Below are 18,455 nucleotides of genomic sequence, written 5' to 3' on the forward strand. Positions count from 1 at the left end.
AAGAGTTGAGCGGCCGTTCTTTTTTTGCTATTACGGCTGGCTTAGATGGTGGAGATTTGATAGAATAGATCTATGATTATTTTACAAGGAAACAAGATTGAACGTTCTTTTGCCGGTGATCTACTGTTTGATAATATTACTATTCAGGTGGATGAGCGCGATCGCATTGCTCTTGTCGGCCGCAACGGCGCAGGAAAGTCTACTCTTTTAAAAATACTGGTGGGCGAAGAAGCAGCGAGCTCGGGAAGTATTGACAAAAAACGGGGACTGTCCTTATCGTACTTGGCACAGGACAGCCGTTTTGAGTCTGACAGCACTATTTTTGAAGAAATGCTCCATGTTTTTGATGATTTACGTCAAGACGAGGAGCGGCTGCGTCAGCTGGAACTGAAAATGGGTGAGCTGACAGGCTCTGAATTGGATGATCTCATGCAGACTTATGACAAGCTGTCTGAAGATTTTAGAATAAGAGGCGGCTTTACTTATGAGAGTGACATTCGTGCGATTTTAAATGCTTTCCAATTTGATGAGTCCATGTGGCAAATGAAAATTTCAGACCTGTCTGGCGGACAAAATACGCGTTTGGCCTTGGCCAAAATGCTTTTAGAAAAACCTGAACTCTTGGTGCTCGATGAGCCGACCAACCATTTGGACATTGAAACCATTGCCTGGCTGGAAAACTATTTGACACACTATCAAGGAGCGCTGATTATCGTCAGCCATGACCGCTATTTCCTAGATAAAGTAGCAACCCTCACCCTTGATTTGACCAAGCATTCATTGGATCGGTATGTTGGCAATTATTCTAGTTTTATGGAGCAAAAAGCCCAGAAACTTTTAGCTGAGGAAAAGCTGTTTGAAAAGCAGCAAAAGGAAATTGCCAAACTAGAAGATTTTGTTCAGCGCAATATTGTCCGCGCGTCAACGACCAAGCGTGCACAGTCGCGGCGTAAGCAGCTGGAAAAAATGGAACGCTTGGAAAAGCCTGACAGCAATAGTAAAAAGGCTCACATGACCTTTAAATCAAGCAAGCCTTCCGGCCGAGAAGTTCTAAAGGTTACCGATGCAGCTATTGGTTATGAGGGTGAGGTTTTATCTGCCCCTATCAATATGGACGTCAGCAAGTACGACGCTATAGCTGTTGTTGGCCCTAACGGCATCGGAAAAACCACTTTGATAAAGTCAATTCTTGGAACAGTGCCTCTCATTAAAGGTGATATCAAATATGGTGCTAATGTTCTGCTGGGGTATTACGACCAGACTCAGTCTAATCTGACGGCTGGCAATACTGTTTTGGAAGAACTGTGGTCGGCTTTTCCGACAAGCCCGGAAGTAGACATTAGAAACCGTTTGGGAGCTTTCCTGTTTTCTGGTGATGATGTGCAAAAGACAGTCGCTATGTTATCAGGCGGTGAAAAGGCCCGCCTGCTGCTGGCTAAATTATCCATGGAAGACAATAATTTTCTGGTTTTGGATGAACCGACCAATCATCTGGATATTGACAGCAAGGAAGTTCTGGAAAATGCCCTGATTGATTTTGACGGAACTTTGATTTTTGTCAGTCACGACCGTTATTTTATCAACCGTGTGGCAACAAAGGTTCTGGAGATTTCAGAAAATGGCTCTAAACTCTACCTGGGAGACTATGACTATTATTTAGAAAAGAAATCAGAAGAAACAGCTGCACTGGAAAACCAAGCCCCATCTTCTTCAGCTTCAGCTGCAGCCCAAGATTATCACAGTCAAAAGGCCAGTCAGAAAGAGTTAAGGAAAGTCATCCGTCAGCTCGAAGAAGCAGAGAGAAGGATAGAAGAGCTTGAAAATCAGCAAAATAGCATCAGTGAGCAGATGGCGGCAACCAACGATGCCAGTCAGCTTATGGATCTGCAAAAGGAGATGGATCAGTTAGCGCTTCAGCAGGAGGAGCTTATGGAAGAATGGGCAGCTCTATCGGAAAAAGCAGAAAGCTATCAGTAGTCTGTCGATATATTGGTTAGACACTATTTGAGCTTAGAAGCTCGTGTTGATGCAATTTAAAAAGAGGCTGGAACTTCTGTTCCAGCCTCAGACTGAAGAAAAAGTCAATTTTTATCAAAAGAACTATTGTGTTATGATACTTTCCTTAGGTAGCGCGGACGGTAGCAACTTCCTTTGGAATTTCATACCTAGATTTTGAGCCCAAGTCTCAAAATCTCCGAACGCCAGAAATAAGTGATTTCTGGCGTTTTTGCTACAGCGGAAAGTATCTGGACTAGGCTCGTTCAATTCGCCTATTTTTCTTATAGATTGTGAATTGATACTATCCTAAGATGTGTGTGCTCGTGAAATACTAACTATAGAGTTTGTCTACAACCTGAGGCTGGAACTTCCGTTCCAGCCTCTGTGCATTTAGTTTGCTAAGATAGTAGCTGTTTATTCAATGATAAAGATGATAGGACAGTCGAAAGAGTTGCAGCAAGATGACATATTGCTGCATTCTTTTTGTGCTTGTTATTTCTCAAATTCTGCCTTGCTTTTGACGTCTCCGTATTCTTCAGCGACCTCAAGGCTGAGAATATCTTGGTAAGCAGGCAGACTGATGTCCTGGCCATACTTATTTTTAAGAGCAGTGGTGACTAAACGATAGGCAAGGTTGGCATTGCGTGAAAGTAAAGGACCATGGAAGTAGGAGCCAAAGATATTTTTATAATGAACGCCTTCGGTAGCATCTTCTTTATTATTGCCATTGCCATAAACCACTTTTCCCAGAGGTTTCTCGTCTGCAGCCAGAAATGTTCTGCCTTGATGATTTTCAAAACCGTAATAGGTTTCGTTGAATTCTTCATTGTGAATTTTAATATCACCAATGTAGCGATTGTTGTCCTGATTGAGCGTGTAGTGGCCCATCACGCCGATACCGTCAATCTTTTTTCCGTCAGCTTGGATATAGTATTGTCCCAAAAGCTGAAAGCCGCCGCAGATGGCCAGACCAACACCTCCCGCCTCAATAAAGCGGCTAATGCTTGCCTTTTTACCAGGCAGATCCTTGGCAACGATAGATTGTTCATAGTCTTGGCCGCCACCGAAGAAAATCATGTCGTAGTCCTTTTCATTAAAGGGATCTTCCAGTGAGACAATATCAAAGATCATTTGAGCCTTTAATTTTTCACCGACATATTTGAGCATCAAAATATTGCCATTGTCGCCATAGGTGTTGAGCAGATTGCCATAGAGGTGGGCAACTCTGAGCTGATATTGATAATCCGGTCTGTCAGGGGATTGCAAAGATGTATAAACCATTAGTTCATCTCCTTTCCGACAGCGTGTTTACCTGCTAAAAGACTGCGAAATTCCAGCATGGCAGTGTAGGTCGCCAGAATATAGGCATGGTCTGCTTCCTGCTGTTCAATCATGGTCATAATGTCCTCTAATTTTTCGGCCTGGTGAATCTTGTTTTCGTCATATCCTGTTACCCGCAGACGTCTGGCAATTTCTGAATGGCGGATACCGCCTGTGAAAATTTCAGGGATATCCATGTCCAAGATACTTTCAAAATTCGCATCCCAAATCCAGCTGGTATCAATGCCGTCAGCATAATTGGCATTGAGCAGCACAGACAAGGTGAAAGGATAAGGAGCCAATTTAATCATATCCAGCGCCTGACTGGCTCCGACAGGATTTTTAATGAGGACCAGTGTGCAGGATTTATTGCCGATTTTAAAGGTTTCCTGACGGCCAAAGACTGCCCGGCTCTTATTAAAACCAGCCTTAATTTGTTCGGGGTCAACTCCAAAAAATTCGGCAACTGCAACTGCAGCAAGGGCATTGTAAATATTATACAGTCCGCCGACATTAATCTTGTAGCTGTGCCCATCAATGATAAATTCAGAAGCTGTATTGGTGATCTCGGTCAGGTCAGTCAGTGCATAGTCCAGCTGAGGCCGCTTAAAGCCGCAATGCCGGCAGATATAATCCCCTAAATTAGCATAGGTGTTGAAGCGGTACTGTAAGATGTGCTGACAGTTGGGACAAAGAATTCCTTCTGTATTGTAGTGGGCCAGTTTAGCTTCATGCTTTTCAATATCAAAGCCGTAGTAGCGCATAGGATTAACCGTTTTGACAGAATGAAAGAGCGGGCTGTCTCCATTGGCTAAAATAGTTGCCTGCGGAGCCTTGGCTGCACCGTCTAAAATCATCTGATAGGTTGTATAGATTTCTCCGTAGCGGTCCATCTGGTCACGAAAAATGTTAGTGAAGACGAAAAGGCTGGGTGTCAGGTATTGGGTGATTTTAGGGAGACTGGCTTCGTCAATTTCCAAGACAGCCATCTTTTTGCCGTTCTTATTTTTTTTGGCCGTTAAAAAGGTCGCTGTAATGCCTGTGATCATATTCGCACCGCTGGGATTCGTCAGCACTTGGCCGTAGGCTTCCTTGAGAATGCCGACGGTCAGAGCGGTGGTCAGGGTTTTACCGTTGGTACCGGTGACAACAACAATTTCATAATCTTTAGCCAAAGTCTTTAAAATGTCTTTATCGCATTGAAGGGCAATTTTCCCCGGCAGGGTGGAGCCGCGTCCCAATTTGCTGAGAATAAAATGGGCTGTTTTGCCGGCAATAATGCCTAATTGTGTTTTAAGAGTCATAAGTCCATTTTATCATAAAAAAAGCGTTTGAGATACAAGAAAAATCGCCTGAAAAGTGATATAATGATAAAGCATGTATTTAGCTAGTTTTTACTAAAAGAGAGAATGGTATGAGTACTTTATTTGATGTTAATGCTAATTTTTGGGCCAGTCTGTTTGACAGCCCGCTGAAAATTTTAATTCACGTCCTTGATATCGCTATTGTATCATGGCTGATTTACAAATTTATCAAGGCTCTGGCCGGAACTAAGGTCATGTCTTTAGTTCAAGGGGTTGTCTTATTTGTCCTTTTTAAGTTTGTGGCAGAATTTCTAGGATTTACGACGATTGCTTTCCTGATGAATCAGGTGATTACTTACGGGGTTATCGCGGGTGTTGTTATCTTTGCTCCTGAAATCCGATTGGGCCTGGAACGTTTCGGCCGAACCCCTCAGTCCCTCATTCAAAGGCAGCAGCTCAGCGATGAGGAACAGCTGGTCAATGCCTTTGTAAAAGCTGTTGCTTATATGAGCCCGCGAAAAATCGGAGCACTGGTAGCTGTGGAAGAAACGCAGACTCTGCAGGAATATATTGCGACAGGAATTCCTCTGGATGCCGATATTTCAGGAGAGCTGCTGATTAATATTTTCATTCCCAACACACCTTTGCATGATGGAGCTGTCATCGTTGAAGGCAATAAGATAGCGGCTTCCTGTGCTTACCTGCCTCTTTCAGAATCCAGCCATATTTCCAAGGAATTTGGCACAAGGCACCGGGCGGCTATCGGACTTTCTGAGAACTCTGACGCCTTTACCTTTGTCGTTTCTGAGGAAACGGGAGCCATCTCCATTGCCTATAAGGGAGATTTTGTCCACGACCTGTCTATCGACGCTTTTGAAGTTTTGCTGCGTGACCATTTTATCAAAGAAGAACCCAAGAAAAAGAATCGTCTGAAACAATTCTTTGGAGGTCAACATCATGTTTAAACGAATTTTTACCAAACGCCTCTGGCTGGCTCTTGTTTCAATCTTCTTTGCCATTTTGCTGTTTCTAACCGCTAACTCTGTTAATTACAGTTCAAGGAATCACACAAGCGGGCTCTTGCAGACCTACAGCCATACTTTGGAAAATGTTCCTATCGATATCAAGTATGACAGTGATAAATACTTTATCAGCGGCTATTCTTATGATACAGAAGTCTACCTGACATCTACCAATCGGGTTAAATTGGATTCTGAAATCAACAATGATACCAGACATTTCAAAGTGGTTGCCGACTTATCAAATGCTAGAGAAGGAACCAACAGGGTGCCTCTGGAAGTGAAAGACCTTCCCAGCGGTGTCAGTGCGGAGTCTTCACCGACCACTATCACGGTCAATGTCGGCAAGAAAAAGACCAAGACCTTTAGAGTTGAAGGAAAGATTAGTGCCAATCAGATTGCCGATGGCTACAGGCTGGCAAAAGTCTCAACCGGAGTGTCTGAGGTAGAAGTCACCAGTGATGAAGCAACTATCAATCAAATTGACCATGTTGCGGCTATTTTGCCGGAAGAGGAGATTCTGTCTAAGGATTACAGCAGTACGGTAACCCTGCAGGCAGTTTCTGAGAGCGGCAAAATTTTACCAAGCATCATTAATCCGACTAAAACAGATTTGGATGTTGATGTGGAGGAGCTGTCCAAACAAGTTCCCATTGTTGTTGAACTGACTGGTCAGCTCAGCAGCAATCTGTCTGACATTCGTTATGAACTGCAGACCAAAGAAGCTGTGGTTTACGGCAAACAGGCAGAGCTTGATAAGACCGCTTATGTTAAGGTCAAAGTCAATATTTCCGATGTTACCAAGGACACAACCAAGACAGTCAGCCTGTCAGCCGGCGATCTTAAGGTCAGTCCTGATAAAGTCACTGTTAAGTTGACAGCTAAGAAAAAATAATATTATAATGACATTAGATTAAAGGGAGGAAGATGCCTAGCATCAAATTATTATGGGAAAATATTTTGGTACCGACGGTGTGCGCGGTGAAGCAAATGTTGAATTAACGCCGGAGTTGGCCTTTAAACTCGGCCGTTTTGGCGGCTATGTGCTCAGTCAGCATGAAAAAGAAAATCCAACGGTTTTTGTAGCGCGTGACACACGTATTTCAGGTCAAATGCTTGAAAGTGCTTTGGTTGCAGGCCTTTTATCGGCAGGGATTGAGGTCTATCAACTGGGAGTTTTGGCAACACCCGGTGTTTCTTACTTGGTCCGTACCGAGAAAGCCAGCGCTGGTGTCATGATTTCGGCCAGCCATAATCCGGCTTTGGACAACGGCATAAAATTCTTTGGCAGTGACGGCTTTAAACTGGATGATGACCGCGAACTGGAAATCGAAGAGCTTTTGGATGCGGAAGAAGACCTTCTCCCGCGGCCGAGTGCTGCTGGTTTAGGAAGGCTTATTGACTATCCTGAGGGTGTCCGTAAGTATGAAAAATTCCTCGTTTCTACCGGCCTAGATTTGGAAGGGATGAAGGTTGCTATTGATGCGGCCAACGGCGCAGCCTCTTCGTCTGCCCGTCAAGTATTTCTGGACTTAAATGCTGACATTACTGTCATTGGTGATGATCCTGACGGTCTTAACATCAATGATGGTGTGGGCTCTACTCATCCTGAACAGCTTCAGGAGTTGGTTAAAGAATCCGATGCGGCTGTTGGTCTCGCCTTTGATGGCGACAGCGACCGTTTGATTGCTGTTGATGAAAATGGTGAGATTGTTGACGGCGATAAGATCATGTATATTATCGGCAAATACCTTTCTGAAAAAGGAAAACTAGCTAAGAACACTATCGTGACAACGGTGATGTCAAACATCGGTTTTCACAAGGCGCTGGATAGGGAAAACATCAATGAAGAAATCACTGCCGTCGGCGACCGCTATGTCGTTGAAGAAATGCGCCGTTCAGGTTATAACCTGGGCGGAGAGCAGTCCGGCCACGTGATTATTATGGACTATAACACTACCGGGGACGGCCAGCTAACAGCCATTCAGCTGACCAAGGTCATGAAAGAAACGGGAAAATCACTGTCCGAATTGGCCAGCGAAGTAACCATTTATCCTCAAAAACTGGTTAATATTCGTGTGGAAAACGATATGAAGGATAAGGCCATGGACGTGCCTTTGATCGCAAGCGTGATTGAAAAGATGGAAACAGAGATGGCGGGCAACGGCCGCATTCTAGTCCGCCCGAGCGGAACAGAGCCGCTTTTGCGTATCATGGCAGAAGCTCCCAGCCTTGAAGAGGTTGACTATTACGTCGATACGATTGCCAAGGTCGTCGAAGCAGAAATCGGCATCTAAAGCAAGGTTTAAGACCCTTGCTGCTGATATTGTTTGCTGCAATTATTACCAATAATAAATAGGAGTCAGAAATGCCTTTATTTTCTGCTCTTTTTATTTGCAGCCGATTAACGCCTGCAAACAATGCCAGAAAGCATAATTTGTGCTATACTAAACGTAGATTAGAAAATGTAAGCGTTTAACAAATGAGAAAGGGTGATTGTATGGCAGATAAGATGACTCAGTTAGTTGAGGATTCTCTGGCAGAAGCAAAAGAGCTGGCTGTCGCTCACCACAATTATCAAGTGGACATTCCTCACTTATGGTCAGTTTTGGTGCAGCCTGATCAGTTTGCCTTTCAGTTTTATGAATCTGTGGGGATAAATGGCCGTCAGCTGCTTAAAGTGATTGATCAGGAAGTTGCCAAAATCCCTGCTTTTTCAAGTACCGAAAAAGGCAGCTATGCCCGCCTGTACAGCCAGCGGCTGAAAAACCTTTTGGATGATGCACAAGAGGAGATGGCGGATTTAGGCGATCAGGTGGTGACTGCGGAGCACCTCATTTTGGCGCTTTTTGATCAGCAGCGCAACCCACTGACTGTTTTTTTGCTGGAGCATGGTTTAACCAAAGACATGCTCTATCAAAAAATGAATAAGATGCGTAAGGGAAAGCCGGCGATTTCTTCCAGTCAAGAGGCTATTTATGATGCTTTAGAGAAATATGCAACTGATCTTAATCAGCGTATTCTGGATGGCCATGCCAATAAAATCATCGGCCGACAGGATGAAATCAATGACATCATTCGGATTTTGTCGCGGAAAACTAAAAACAATGCTGTTTTGGTAGGTCATCCGGGTGTCGGTAAAACGGCTGTCATTGAAGGATTCGTTCAGCGTCTGGTCAAAAATCAGGTGCCTAAAAATCTTCAGGGTAAGGTGATTTACAGCCTTGATATGGGAGCACTGCTGGCAGGAACCAAATACCGGGGCGAATTTGAGGAGCGTTTCAAAGCGCTCTTAAATGATATTGTGACTTCAGAAGGGAAAATTATTCTCTTCGTGGACGAAATTCATTCGATTGTCAGTGCTGGCCGGACAGAAGGTTCGGTTGATGCTGCCAGCATTTTAAAACCGCTTCTGGCCAGGGGAGATATTCGGATTTTAGGTTCAACGACCCATGCAGAATACCGGGAAAGCATTGAATATGATAAGGCCCTGGAAAGACGTTTTCAAAGAATTTTAATCCATGAACCGGATACAGAGCAGACCATGGAGATTTTAAAGGGGCTGCAGTCAATTTATGAGAATTTTCACGGGGTCAGGCTTGCAGAGGATGCCCTCGAAGCTGCGGTATCACTGTCCAAACGCTATATTTCGGATCGTTTTTTGCCGGATAAGGCTTTGGACTTGATCGATGAGGCCTGTGCGGTCAAGCATATTGCTGCTCGGGCCTATCCTAAGCAAATAGATGATTTGTCAGTACAGATTGTCTCTCAGAAAATCCATTTGCTGCGCTTAGCTGATGCAAAAGAAACGGATCAGCTGACCGAGCGCTTAGCGAAATTGGAAGAGCAGAAAAATACTCTCTTAGCACAGTGGCAAAATGAGCGTCAGCTTTTGGATCAGGAGCAGGATATTCAGCTGCAGCTGGCAGAATTAGAAGACCAGGCTAACCTAGCTTTAGAAGAAGATCGGATTGCTGAATACGTTAATTTAAAAGACAGTCAAATCGCAGAGCAGCACCAAGTCATTAATGATTTGGATCAGGAGCGTCTGTCTCAGGCATCAATGATCGATGTTTTAGTCACCAGAGAGGATATTGCGGCCATTGTTGAGCGATTGACCGGTATCAAGGTCCAAGGTGTCATGGAAAACGAACGTGACCGTCTCTTACATCTGGAAGATTTGCTGCATGAGAAAATCGTTGGGCAAAATCAGGCTGTCCAAAAGGTATCACAAGCCATTATTCGTTCTCGCGCCGGCATTCAAAATCCTAAACGGCCTATCGGATCCTTTCTTTTCTTGGGTCCGACAGGTGTCGGCAAGACTGCTCTGGCCAAACGATTGGCCGAAGTGCTCTTTGGCAGTGAACTTGAGATGGTGCGTCTGGACATGTCTGAATATATGGAAAAGCATGCCGTTGCTCGTTTGGTGGGGCCACCTCCTGGTTATGTCGGCTATGAAGAAGGCGGCCAGCTGACAGAAGCAGTCCGCCAGCGCCTGTACTCTATTGTTCTTCTCGATGAGATTGAAAAGGCCCATCCGGATGTTTTTAACACGCTTTTGCAGGTTCTTGATGAAGGCCGGCTGACGGATTCTAAGGGGCGGACCATTGACTTTAAAAATACGATTTTAATTATGACTAGCAATATCGGCTCATCCAAGATTTTACAGAGCCTGCATGACTATGGCTGTCTGACTGATGAGGTCCGTCAAGAAGTGCTGGAGGAGCTGAATCACAGTTTCAGGCCTGAATTTCTCAATCGGATTGATGAGACCGTTCTCTTTAATGCGCTCTCCGCAGACAATATGATTGGTGTGGTTGAGGTCATGGTCGCTGACTTGCAAAAACGTCTCTTGGATCAGGATGTCCATCTCGAACTGACCGAGCCCGTCTATTCATTTTTGGCACAGAAGGGATTTGATGTGGCCTTCGGCGCCCGTCCCATGCAGAGAACTATTATGCAGGAATTGGAAAATCCGCTGGCCCTGCACATTATTCAAAATCAGACAGACTCTAAAAAGGAGCTTTTCGTCAAGGTGTCGCTTAAAGATGGCAAGCTCGCTTTTAGCTTTTCTTAGTTTTCTAATATTTCACTAATTTTTAGATTTTTTAAGAAACCTATCATCGGTTAAAATGTTGATAAAAACGTCTTAATCGATGATTTTTATTTTAAAAAAAGATGAAAAAAATAAATTTCACAAACTTTTTTTGCTTGAAATTCCTTCTAAAAAGTACTACAATCAAGTTGTAGAAAGCGTTTTCAACAACAGTATATAATGCCCTTTAGTCTTATGAGAAAGGAGCGTGATATTTTGGCTAAATATGATGTTTTAATTATTGGTGCCGGACCTGGAGGCTATGTTGCCGCTGAGGAAGCCGCCAGGCTTGGCAAAAAGGTTGCCGTTGTTGAAAAGAAGTCGATTGGCGGTACTTGTCTGAATGTTGGCTGTATTCCCTCAAAAGCCTATCTTCAGCACAGCCATTGGCTATTGTCAATGAAGGAAGCCGCAAAACATGGAATCTCAGCTAATCTTGAAGGAATTGACTTTGAAAAATTGGTCCGCCGTAAAGATCAAGTTGTCTCTGCCTTGCAAGGCGGGATCCATGCAACTTTTAAAGCACTGAAAATTGATTACTATGAAGGTGAGGCGATATTTGATAAGGATAAGACCTTTATCGTCAATGGCGAAAAAATTTCAGGAAAAGACGTCATTCTGGCAACTGGAAGCTATCCGTTCATTCCGCCCATTAATGGTATTGACTCGGCAGCTTATCTGACAACAGATATCTTTTTCGATTTAAAGGTTCTGCCTGAGAAGTTTGTCATTATTGGCGGCGGTGTTATTGCTATTGAATTGGCTTTTGCCATGAAACCGCTGGGTGTGGATGTTACGGTTGTCGAAGTAGCGCCGCAAATTCTCTTAACAGAAGATGAGGCTGCCCGCAGCATCATCAGAAATAAGCTAAAGGCATTGGGAGTGCATATCTTTGAAGGCGCTTTGATAAAAGAAGTGACGAGTCAGGCAGTTGTCCTGGAAGGTGACGGAGCTCAGGCGTTTGACCAATTATTGGTAGCGACGGGACGCAAACCAAAGACCGAACTGGCGCAGGAAATGGGCGCCGCTTTGACAGAACGGGGATTTATCAAGGTTGATGACTACTATGAAACATCCATTCCTCACGTTTATGCTATTGGTGATTTAACAGAGAGTTATATGCTGGCTCATGTTGCCAGCATGGAAGGCGTCAAGGCTGTTAAGGCTATTTTCCGCAGGGCAGAAGAGCCTGTTGATGCTCTGGGTGTGCCGCGTTCGCTCTATACCAGCCCAGAAGTAGCTTCTTTCGGACTCAGTGAAGAGGAAGCTAAGGAAGAAGGATATGATGTTCAGGTTGAACAGCTGCCGTTTTCTTTCAACGGCCGGGCTCTTGCAGCAGCTGAATCAGAAGGATTTGTAAAACTCATCTCAGAAAGGAGGTACCATCAACTATTAGGAGCTGTTATTGTTGGCGAGCACGCAACAGATTTACTGCAGCAGCTGATTTTACTGAGACAGGCAGAGGGAACCTTGGATCAAGTTGTTGACACTGTCTTTGCTCACCCAACTATTTCAGAACTGATACAGGAAGTTGCTAAACGAATTGTTCAGTAAAGACTTTAACATAGGAGGGAAGCAGAATGCCAAACTATAAAGATTTACCACAAGATTTAACGAGAACCAGAAGCAATACATCTGTTTCAGAACTGGTTGACCTGAAGGTTCACACAGCAACAGACATTGAAGCTGAAGAAGTTTCCAAAGAACAGGCTAAGGACATGTACAAGACCATGTGGGATATTCGGAATTTTGAAGAAAATGCCCGCCGCTTTTTTGCAGCAGGACAAATTCCGGGATTTGTTCACCTTTATGCAGGTGAAGAAGCAGTTGCTACAGGGGTTTGTGCTAATCTGACAGACAAGGATTATATCACCAGTACCCACCGCGGCCACGGACACTGTGTGGCTAAAGGCGGCGACTTGAAAGGAATGATGGCTGAAATTTTCGGTAAGGCAACAGGTCTTGGTAAGGGCAAGGGCGGCTCCATGCATATTGCAGACATCGATAAGGGAATTTTAGGTGCCAACGGTATGGTTGGCGGCGGTTTTGGTCTGGCAACCGGAGCAGCTATGCGCAACAAGTATCTAAAAACCGATAATGTAGCTGTCTGCTTTTTCGGTGACGGTGCTGCTAATGAAGGACTTTTCCATGAATGCCTGAACATGGCTTCTATTTGGAAGCTGCCTGTCATCTTTGTCAATGAAAACAATCTCTTTGCTGAATCGACGCCTCAGTGGTACTCATCCGCATCTCCAACAATTGCTGAAAGAGCTCTGGCTTATGATATGCCGGGTATCCGGGTTAATGGTAAAGACCTCTTTGCTGTTTATCAAGTGGCTAAAGAAGCAGTTGAACGGGCCAGAAGGGGTGAAGGACCAACTCTGATTGAAGCTGTTACCTACCGTAATTACGGTCACTTTGAAGGTGATGAGCAAAAATACAAGGCACCTGACGGTGAAGAAAAGGAATGGGCAGATGTTGATCCTTTGGAAGTCTTCCGCGATCATGTTATTGAACACGATTTGCTGACTGAAGAAGAATTGAATGAAATTCTGGAAGAATCGAGAAAAGATGTTGAAGAAGCTATTCAATATGCCCAAGACAGTCCGATTCCTGCTCCAGAATCTCTGCTTGAAGATGTATTTGCTGAGTAAATGAAGGAGGTTAGACATGGCTAGAGAACTGTTATTTATGAAAGCAATTAATGAAGCGCTTGATATGGCAATGGCCAAAGATGACACAGTCGTTTTACTTGGTGAAGATATCGCAGGCGGTGTCAAAGTTAAACATTTGGAAGAACAAAATGAAGAAGCTTGGGGCGGTGTTATGGGAGTTACCACCGGACTTATGCCTAAGTACGGCCGCGACCGTGTTATTGACACTCCTCTTTCAGAACATGGCTATATGTCAGCGGCTGTCGGAATGGCTCTAACAGGCTTACGTCCAATTCCTGAGCTGATGTTCAATGATTTCTTGGGCTTTTGCTTTGATGCTCTTATCGGTCAAGGGTCCAAAGTGCGTTACATGTTCGGCGGTAAAGCCAAGGTTCCTATGACAGTGAGAACCATGCATGGTGCAGGAGCTTCAGCAGCTGCCCAGCACTCGGGATCTTACTACGGTATTTTTGGATCTATTCCAGGCATTAAAGTAGTCGTTCCGGCCACACCTTATGATGCTAAGGGTCTTCTTCTTTCATCTATTGAAGACAATAATATTGTTATCTTTTCAGAAGACAAGACTCTCTATGGCTCTAAAGGTGAAGTTCCAGAAGAATATTATACGGTTCCAATCGGCAAGGCTGCTGTCCGCCGTGAAGGCAGTGATTTGACTATTGTAACAATCGGTAAGATGCTTTATGTGGCTTATGAAGTGGCTGACCGTTTGGCACAGGACGGTATTTCTGTTGAAGTTATTGACCTGAGAACTGTCGCGCCTTGGGATCAGGAAACAGTCATTGAATCAGTTAAAAAGACGGGACGCTTGATTGTTGTGGATGAATCCAATCCGCATAACAACACCGCGACAGATATTGCTTCTGTTGTCAATGATAAAGCATTTGACTACTTAGACGGCCCAATTAAATGTGTCTGTGCACCAAATGTGCCGGTACCATTTGCTACCAACCTTGAACAATTATACATCCCTAATGCAGACCGTGTCATTGAAGAAGCAGCTGAATTGATTGATGACTTGAAGGCCTAGAAGGGGGGATAATATGGCAACAGAAATTGTGATGCCTAAATTAGGTTTAACTATGTCAGAAGGGCTGATTAACCAATGGCTCGTCAAAGAAGGCGATACCGTTGCTGCGGGCGATCCCGTGTTGGAAATTAGCTCTGAAAAATTAACAAGTGAAGTTGAAGCTCCGACAGCCGGCGTCATTTTGAAGATTGTCAAAGGCGAAGGAGAAACTGTCCCTTGCAAGCAAGTCATTGCCTGGGTCGGTCAAGAAGGTGAAGCTGTTCCTGATGCAGAAAGTACAGAGACTGAGCCGGATCTGACAGCAGAAGAAAGCAGCAGTTCTCCAAACGAAACTGAAACTGCCCAAGCGGCTCCTGCAGCAGCAGCTGTCAAGCATGAAGGCGGACGCATCTTTATCACGCCTCTGGCGCGTAAAATTGCTGAAGAACGTGGTTTGGATATTTCCTATATTAAAGGAACGGGCGGAAATGGCCGCATTACACGGCGGGACGTTGAAGCCTTTAATCCGGCAAGTGTTCCAGCAGCTCAGCCTGCAGCTGTTCAAGCAGCTGCTCCTGTGTCTGCTATATACGGAGCTGGTTTGACAGGCATGCGCAAAGTTATTGCTGAGCGCATGATGAACAGCCTGCAGACAAGTGCGCAGTTAACCATTCATCGTAAAGCTGATGTGACATCTTTGCTGGCCTTTAGAAAAGATATTCAGTCTAAGGTTAAAGAACCGCTGGAAAATGGCGAAATTGGAATTACCACACTCTTAACCAAGGCAGTTACTAAGGCCTTGAAAGATCACCCAGAAGCCAATGCTTGGTATGCTAACGGCCAGTATCAAGTGCAGTCAGAAATCAATATTGGTATAGCAACTGCCTTGAGCGATGGTTTAGTAGTGCCGGTCATCCATAACGCAGACAAGCGGACCTTGTCGGATTTGGGCCGGACTATTAAAGAACAGGCGGCACAGGCTAGAAAGGGAACCTTGGATAGTTCTCTTTATTCTGGTTCAACATTCAGTATCACTAGCCTGGGCGGTCAGGGTGTTGAATACTTCACTCCAATTTTAAATGCGCCAGAAGTGGTTATCTTAGGTGTTGGTACTATTCAAAAAGCCCTTGCTTTGGATGAAGAAGGACAAGTAGTAGAAAAACAATACCTGCCGCTTAGTCTGAGCTTTGACCATCAAGTTTTGGACGGTGCACCTGCTGCTGAATTCTTAGGAACGATTGTTTCCTACTTAGAAGACGCTTATAGCTTGATATTCTAGTCAACTGCACAGTTTACAGCTGACAAATTAAAGAACCTGAGATGTTTTTGTCTCAGGTTCACTTTTTTCTAGGAATAAACTCTTAAGGCAGTATCTGGTAGTAAGCCTGATTGGCTCTGCCCAGTGCAGTCTTCCCCTGCACCGTTCATTGAATATTGTAGGAGCGTCAGCCACCGCTGGCTGGGTTTCCCATATCTTTCGAACAGTTTGTTTGGCTGTCGGGTTCTGTTTTCTATAGGCTGCTGGCTGTCTGAGCGATTTTATCCAGCAGTTTTTGCCGCTTATCAGTGGAAATTTTTTCGATGCTGGTTAACTGCGTTAGTTTCACTGGTGAAATGCCGCAGGTCTTCAGTACCTGTCGCTTTAAGACCTTGCCATAATCCTGAGCAAAAGGTGTTATAAAGGCTGGCGTATTATGCGTGGTAATAATCCAGGCAGATTTCCCCTGTAAATGTCCTTCCATACCGACCTTTTTGTAAGAGTAAGCAAAACCAGCAGTAAAGACGCGGTCGATAAACCCTTTAAGAATGGCTGGCATGCCGCCCCACCAAAGAGGAAAAATAAAAATCAGCTGATCCGCCCAAGTAATTAGGCGGCGGTAAGTTTCCATTTCAGGGATCTTGTCCAAATCACGGCGTTTATGCTTCTCGTCGAATTGCAGTAGCGGATCAAAATGTTCGGCATACAAATCCAAGGTTTTAAAATTGTGATTTTTAGAAAGGCTGCTTTGAACTTGCTTTAGGACTGCCGCGTTAAAACTGGCTGGATTTGGGTGTGCATAGATGATTACAATATTCATGAGCGTTCTCCTTTGATATAGATATCAAGCATATGATTGATTGTTGTCTGGATGGCCTCATTATCTAAGTCCGTGCCAATTGGACTCTTGGCTAAAATCGCTAAGCCCGAAATAAAACTCCAAAAATGGAAAAGGGTTTCCGTTTTGCTGTTTGAAAAACCTTCTTCTTTGCGAAGCTTGATGACAATGGTTTTAAAAGAATCAAAACCCGGCAAGTCAGAGGTTGTCACGATTGTTTCCTGAGTGACTTCCATATACTTAAAAGGAAATTTGATAAAGAGAGCCTCAAAGAAATAGGGATAGTCCTGAGCAAAAGCAATGAAATTAAATCCCATTTTTGCCAGCTGACTGCGGGCAGACTGTTCTTGCTGCAGACCTTTTTCCATCTCCTGACCGAGAAAGACCGAAAGACGCTTCAAAACAACCCTCAGGTAGTCTTCTTTACTTTTAAAATGGCGGTAGGGAGTGGCGTGAGTAACACCGCAAGACTTGGCTACTGTCCTTAACGAGAGCCTGTCAATGCCGTGTTTTTTTATCTCAGTAACACCAGTTTGTATCAATTTTTCTTTGAGTTCTGCCGTGTTTCGTTTCATCGTAAATCCCCCCAACCAAGCACAGGCAGCAGCTTGTCGTTATCAGTACAACTGATAAGGATGTTTATTTTTTGGGCTGTGCTGTGATTCAGATCTTCCAAAGTTTTTAAAAGTAGACAATGTCTACTTTTAAAAAAAGTTTACACTGTCTACTTTATTTTGTCAACTTATGGCTGTAAAAAATCGGGATTTTCTGCTATTTCAGGCTAAAAATGGTAAAATAATATCATGCATTTAAAACCAAGATCAGCCTATGTGCATATTCCATTTTGCACACAGATTTGTTACTATTGTGATTTTTCAAAAGTTTTCATCAAGAATCAGCCGGTTGATGCGTATCTGGAAGCTTTGATTAAGGAATTCAATGAGTATTACCGGATCAAAGAGCTGCGAACGCTCTATATCGGCGGCGGGACGCCGACAGCCCTTTCAGCAGAGCAGCTGGACTATCTGCTGAGCCACTTATCCCAAAATCTTAACTTGGACGCGCTGGAAGAATTTACCATTGAAGCGAATCCCGGAGACCTAACGCCGGATAAAGCAGCAGTGCTAAAAGAATCAGCTGTTAATCGTGTTTCTCTGGGAGTACAGACCTTTAATGATAAACATCTCAGGCAAATTGGCCGAGGGCATAATGAAGCGCAGATTTATGAAAGTGTTGACAGTCTGAAAAAGGCCGGATTTGACAACATTTCCATCGATCTCATTTACGCTCTGCCTAATCAAACCATGGCTGATGTCAGAGAAAATGTTGCTAAAGCGCTGGCCTTAGATATTCCCCATCTCAGTCTTTACAGTTTGATTTTAGAGCATCATACCGTTTTTATGAATAAGATGCGCCGCGGGAAACTCAATCTGCCGACAGAAGATTTGGAAGCCGAGATGTTTGAGTATATCATTTCTGAAATGGAAGCCCACGGCTTTGAGCACTATGAAATCTCTAATTTTACCAAACCCGGCTTTAAAAGCCGCCATAATCTTATGTACTGGGACAATGCGGAATATTTTGGCTGCGGCGCCGGTGCTTCAGGCTATGTTGATGGTGTTCGCTATCGGAACCGCGGACCGATTCAGCATTATTTAAAGGCCATCAAAGAAAGCAGACATGCCAGATTTCAGGAGGAGAGACTAAGCCAGTCAGAAAAGATGGAAGAGGAGCTGTTTCTAGGCTTGCGCAAGAAGTCAGGTGTCTCTCTTAAGCGGTTTGAAGAAAAATTCGGCCGGACACTTCAGGAAGTCTATGGGCCGGCTCTTCATGATTTAGAAGAAAGCGGCCTGCTTGTGTCGGACAAAGACAGGATTAGAATGACTAAAAAAGGTCTTTTTCTAGGCGATACTGTTGCTGAAAAATTTATTTTGGAGTAAAA

The 18,455-nt window shown here is 44.2% G+C and carries 14 protein-coding genes; 10 read left to right on the plus strand and 4 right to left on the minus strand.

Annotated elements, in window-relative coordinates; genetic code table 11:
* The first annotated feature begins 72 nt into the window (after window positions 1-72).
* Window positions 73-1,977 (plus strand): ABC-F family ATP-binding cassette domain-containing protein, encoded by a 1,905-nt coding sequence (locus tag BMI76_RS06900; protein WP_075346848.1) that lies wholly within the window; start codon window positions 73-75, stop codon window positions 1,975-1,977.
* A gap of 513 nt (window positions 1,978-2,490) precedes the next feature.
* On the opposite strand, the gene gatD is transcribed toward BMI76_RS06900, so the two are convergent.
* Complete coding sequence (gene gatD / locus BMI76_RS06905) at window positions 2,491-3,279, minus strand: lipid II isoglutaminyl synthase subunit GatD (protein ID WP_075346849.1); 789 nt, start codon at window positions 3,277-3,279, stop codon at window positions 2,491-2,493.
* Window positions 3,279-4,622, minus strand: a complete 1,344-nt coding sequence (gene murT, locus BMI76_RS06910) for a lipid II isoglutaminyl synthase subunit MurT (RefSeq protein ID WP_075346850.1) — start codon at window positions 4,620-4,622, stop codon at window positions 3,279-3,281. Before murT ends, gatD begins: the two co-directional genes overlap by 1 nt.
* A 110-nt stretch (window positions 4,623-4,732) precedes the next feature.
* Here murT and cdaA point away from each other — a divergent pair, with 110 nt between their 5' ends.
* From cdaA to BMI76_RS06950, 8 genes are all read left to right on the plus strand, one after another.
* Window positions 4,733-5,587 (plus strand): diadenylate cyclase CdaA, encoded by an 855-nt coding sequence (gene cdaA, locus BMI76_RS06915; protein WP_075346851.1) that lies wholly within the window; start codon window positions 4,733-4,735, stop codon window positions 5,585-5,587.
* Window positions 5,580-6,536: a YbbR-like domain-containing protein gene (locus BMI76_RS06920; RefSeq protein ID WP_075346852.1), complete on the plus strand. Its 957-nt coding sequence runs from the start codon at window positions 5,580-5,582 to the stop codon at window positions 6,534-6,536. The genes cdaA and BMI76_RS06920 overlap by 8 nt, the downstream gene beginning before the upstream one ends.
* 52 nt (window positions 6,537-6,588) lie before the next feature.
* Complete coding sequence (gene glmM / locus BMI76_RS06925) at window positions 6,589-7,938, plus strand: phosphoglucosamine mutase (protein WP_075346853.1); 1,350 nt, start codon at window positions 6,589-6,591, stop codon at window positions 7,936-7,938.
* Window positions 7,939-8,141: 203 nt separating this feature from the next.
* Window positions 8,142-10,718, plus strand: coding sequence for an ATP-dependent Clp protease ATP-binding subunit (locus BMI76_RS06930; RefSeq protein WP_075346854.1), 2,577 nt, complete (start codon window positions 8,142-8,144; stop codon window positions 10,716-10,718).
* A 234-nt stretch (window positions 10,719-10,952) separates the two neighbouring features.
* Entirely contained in the window at window positions 10,953-12,290 is a 1,338-nt protein-coding gene (lpdA, locus tag BMI76_RS06935) for a dihydrolipoyl dehydrogenase (RefSeq protein WP_075346958.1), read from the plus strand.
* 26 nt (window positions 12,291-12,316) lie between these two features.
* A complete protein-coding gene (locus tag BMI76_RS06940) occupies window positions 12,317-13,390 on the plus strand; it encodes a thiamine pyrophosphate-dependent dehydrogenase E1 component subunit alpha (RefSeq protein WP_075346855.1) in 1,074 nt (357 codons plus the stop codon).
* Window positions 13,391-13,406: 16 nt separating this feature from the next.
* A complete protein-coding gene (locus BMI76_RS06945; RefSeq protein WP_075346856.1) occupies window positions 13,407-14,438 on the plus strand; it encodes an alpha-ketoacid dehydrogenase subunit beta in 1,032 nt (343 codons plus the stop codon).
* 13 nt (window positions 14,439-14,451) lie between these two features.
* On the plus strand, window positions 14,452-15,696 hold the full coding sequence (locus BMI76_RS06950) for a dihydrolipoamide acetyltransferase family protein (protein ID WP_075346857.1): 1,245 nt from the start codon (window positions 14,452-14,454) through the stop codon (window positions 15,694-15,696).
* 232 nt (window positions 15,697-15,928) lie between these two features.
* Here BMI76_RS06950 and BMI76_RS06955 read toward each other — a convergent pair whose 3' ends face one another.
* Window positions 15,929-16,495, minus strand: coding sequence for an NAD(P)H-dependent oxidoreductase (locus BMI76_RS06955; RefSeq protein ID WP_075346858.1), 567 nt, complete (start codon window positions 16,493-16,495; stop codon window positions 15,929-15,931).
* A complete protein-coding gene (locus tag BMI76_RS06960; RefSeq protein ID WP_075346859.1) occupies window positions 16,492-17,088 on the minus strand; it encodes a TetR/AcrR family transcriptional regulator in 597 nt (198 codons plus the stop codon). Before BMI76_RS06960 ends, BMI76_RS06955 begins: the two co-directional genes overlap by 4 nt.
* A gap of 228 nt (window positions 17,089-17,316) precedes the next feature.
* Between BMI76_RS06960 and hemW the strand changes: the two genes are divergently transcribed.
* Window positions 17,317-18,453 (plus strand): radical SAM family heme chaperone HemW, encoded by a 1,137-nt coding sequence (gene hemW / locus BMI76_RS06965; RefSeq protein ID WP_075346860.1) that lies wholly within the window; start codon window positions 17,317-17,319, stop codon window positions 18,451-18,453.
* Window positions 18,454-18,455: the final 2 nt, after the last annotated feature.

Origin of the sequence: Streptococcus sp. 'caviae', assembly GCF_001937065.1 — a bacterium.
GTDB lineage: Bacteria > Bacillota > Bacilli > Lactobacillales > Streptococcaceae > Streptococcus.

Excerpts from the sequence above, each read along its gene's own strand:
- BMI76_RS06900 (WP_075346848.1), top strand. The coding sequence starts at position 73 with ATGATTATTTTACAAGGAAACAAGATTGAACGTTCTTTTGCCGGTGAT.
- gatD (WP_075346849.1), bottom strand. The coding sequence starts at position 3,279 with ATGGTTTATACATCTTTGCAATCCCCTGACAGACCGGATTATCAATAT.
- murT (WP_075346850.1), bottom strand. The coding sequence starts at position 4,622 with ATGACTCTTAAAACACAATTAGGCATTATTGCCGGCAAAACAGCCCAT.
- cdaA (WP_075346851.1), top strand. The coding sequence starts at position 4,733 with ATGAGTACTTTATTTGATGTTAATGCTAATTTTTGGGCCAGTCTGTTT.
- BMI76_RS06920 (WP_075346852.1), top strand. The coding sequence starts at position 5,580 with ATGTTTAAACGAATTTTTACCAAACGCCTCTGGCTGGCTCTTGTTTCA.
- glmM (WP_075346853.1), top strand. The coding sequence starts at position 6,589 with ATGGGAAAATATTTTGGTACCGACGGTGTGCGCGGTGAAGCAAATGTT.
- BMI76_RS06930 (WP_075346854.1), top strand. The coding sequence starts at position 8,142 with ATGGCAGATAAGATGACTCAGTTAGTTGAGGATTCTCTGGCAGAAGCA.
- BMI76_RS06940 (WP_075346855.1), top strand. The coding sequence starts at position 12,317 with ATGCCAAACTATAAAGATTTACCACAAGATTTAACGAGAACCAGAAGC.
- BMI76_RS06945 (WP_075346856.1), top strand. The coding sequence starts at position 13,407 with ATGGCTAGAGAACTGTTATTTATGAAAGCAATTAATGAAGCGCTTGAT.
- BMI76_RS06950 (WP_075346857.1), top strand. The coding sequence starts at position 14,452 with ATGGCAACAGAAATTGTGATGCCTAAATTAGGTTTAACTATGTCAGAA.
- BMI76_RS06955 (WP_075346858.1), bottom strand. The coding sequence starts at position 16,495 with ATGAATATTGTAATCATCTATGCACACCCAAATCCAGCCAGTTTTAAC.
- BMI76_RS06960 (WP_075346859.1), bottom strand. The coding sequence starts at position 17,088 with ATGAAACGAAACACGGCAGAACTCAAAGAAAAATTGATACAAACTGGT.
- hemW (WP_075346860.1), top strand. The coding sequence starts at position 17,317 with ATGCATTTAAAACCAAGATCAGCCTATGTGCATATTCCATTTTGCACA.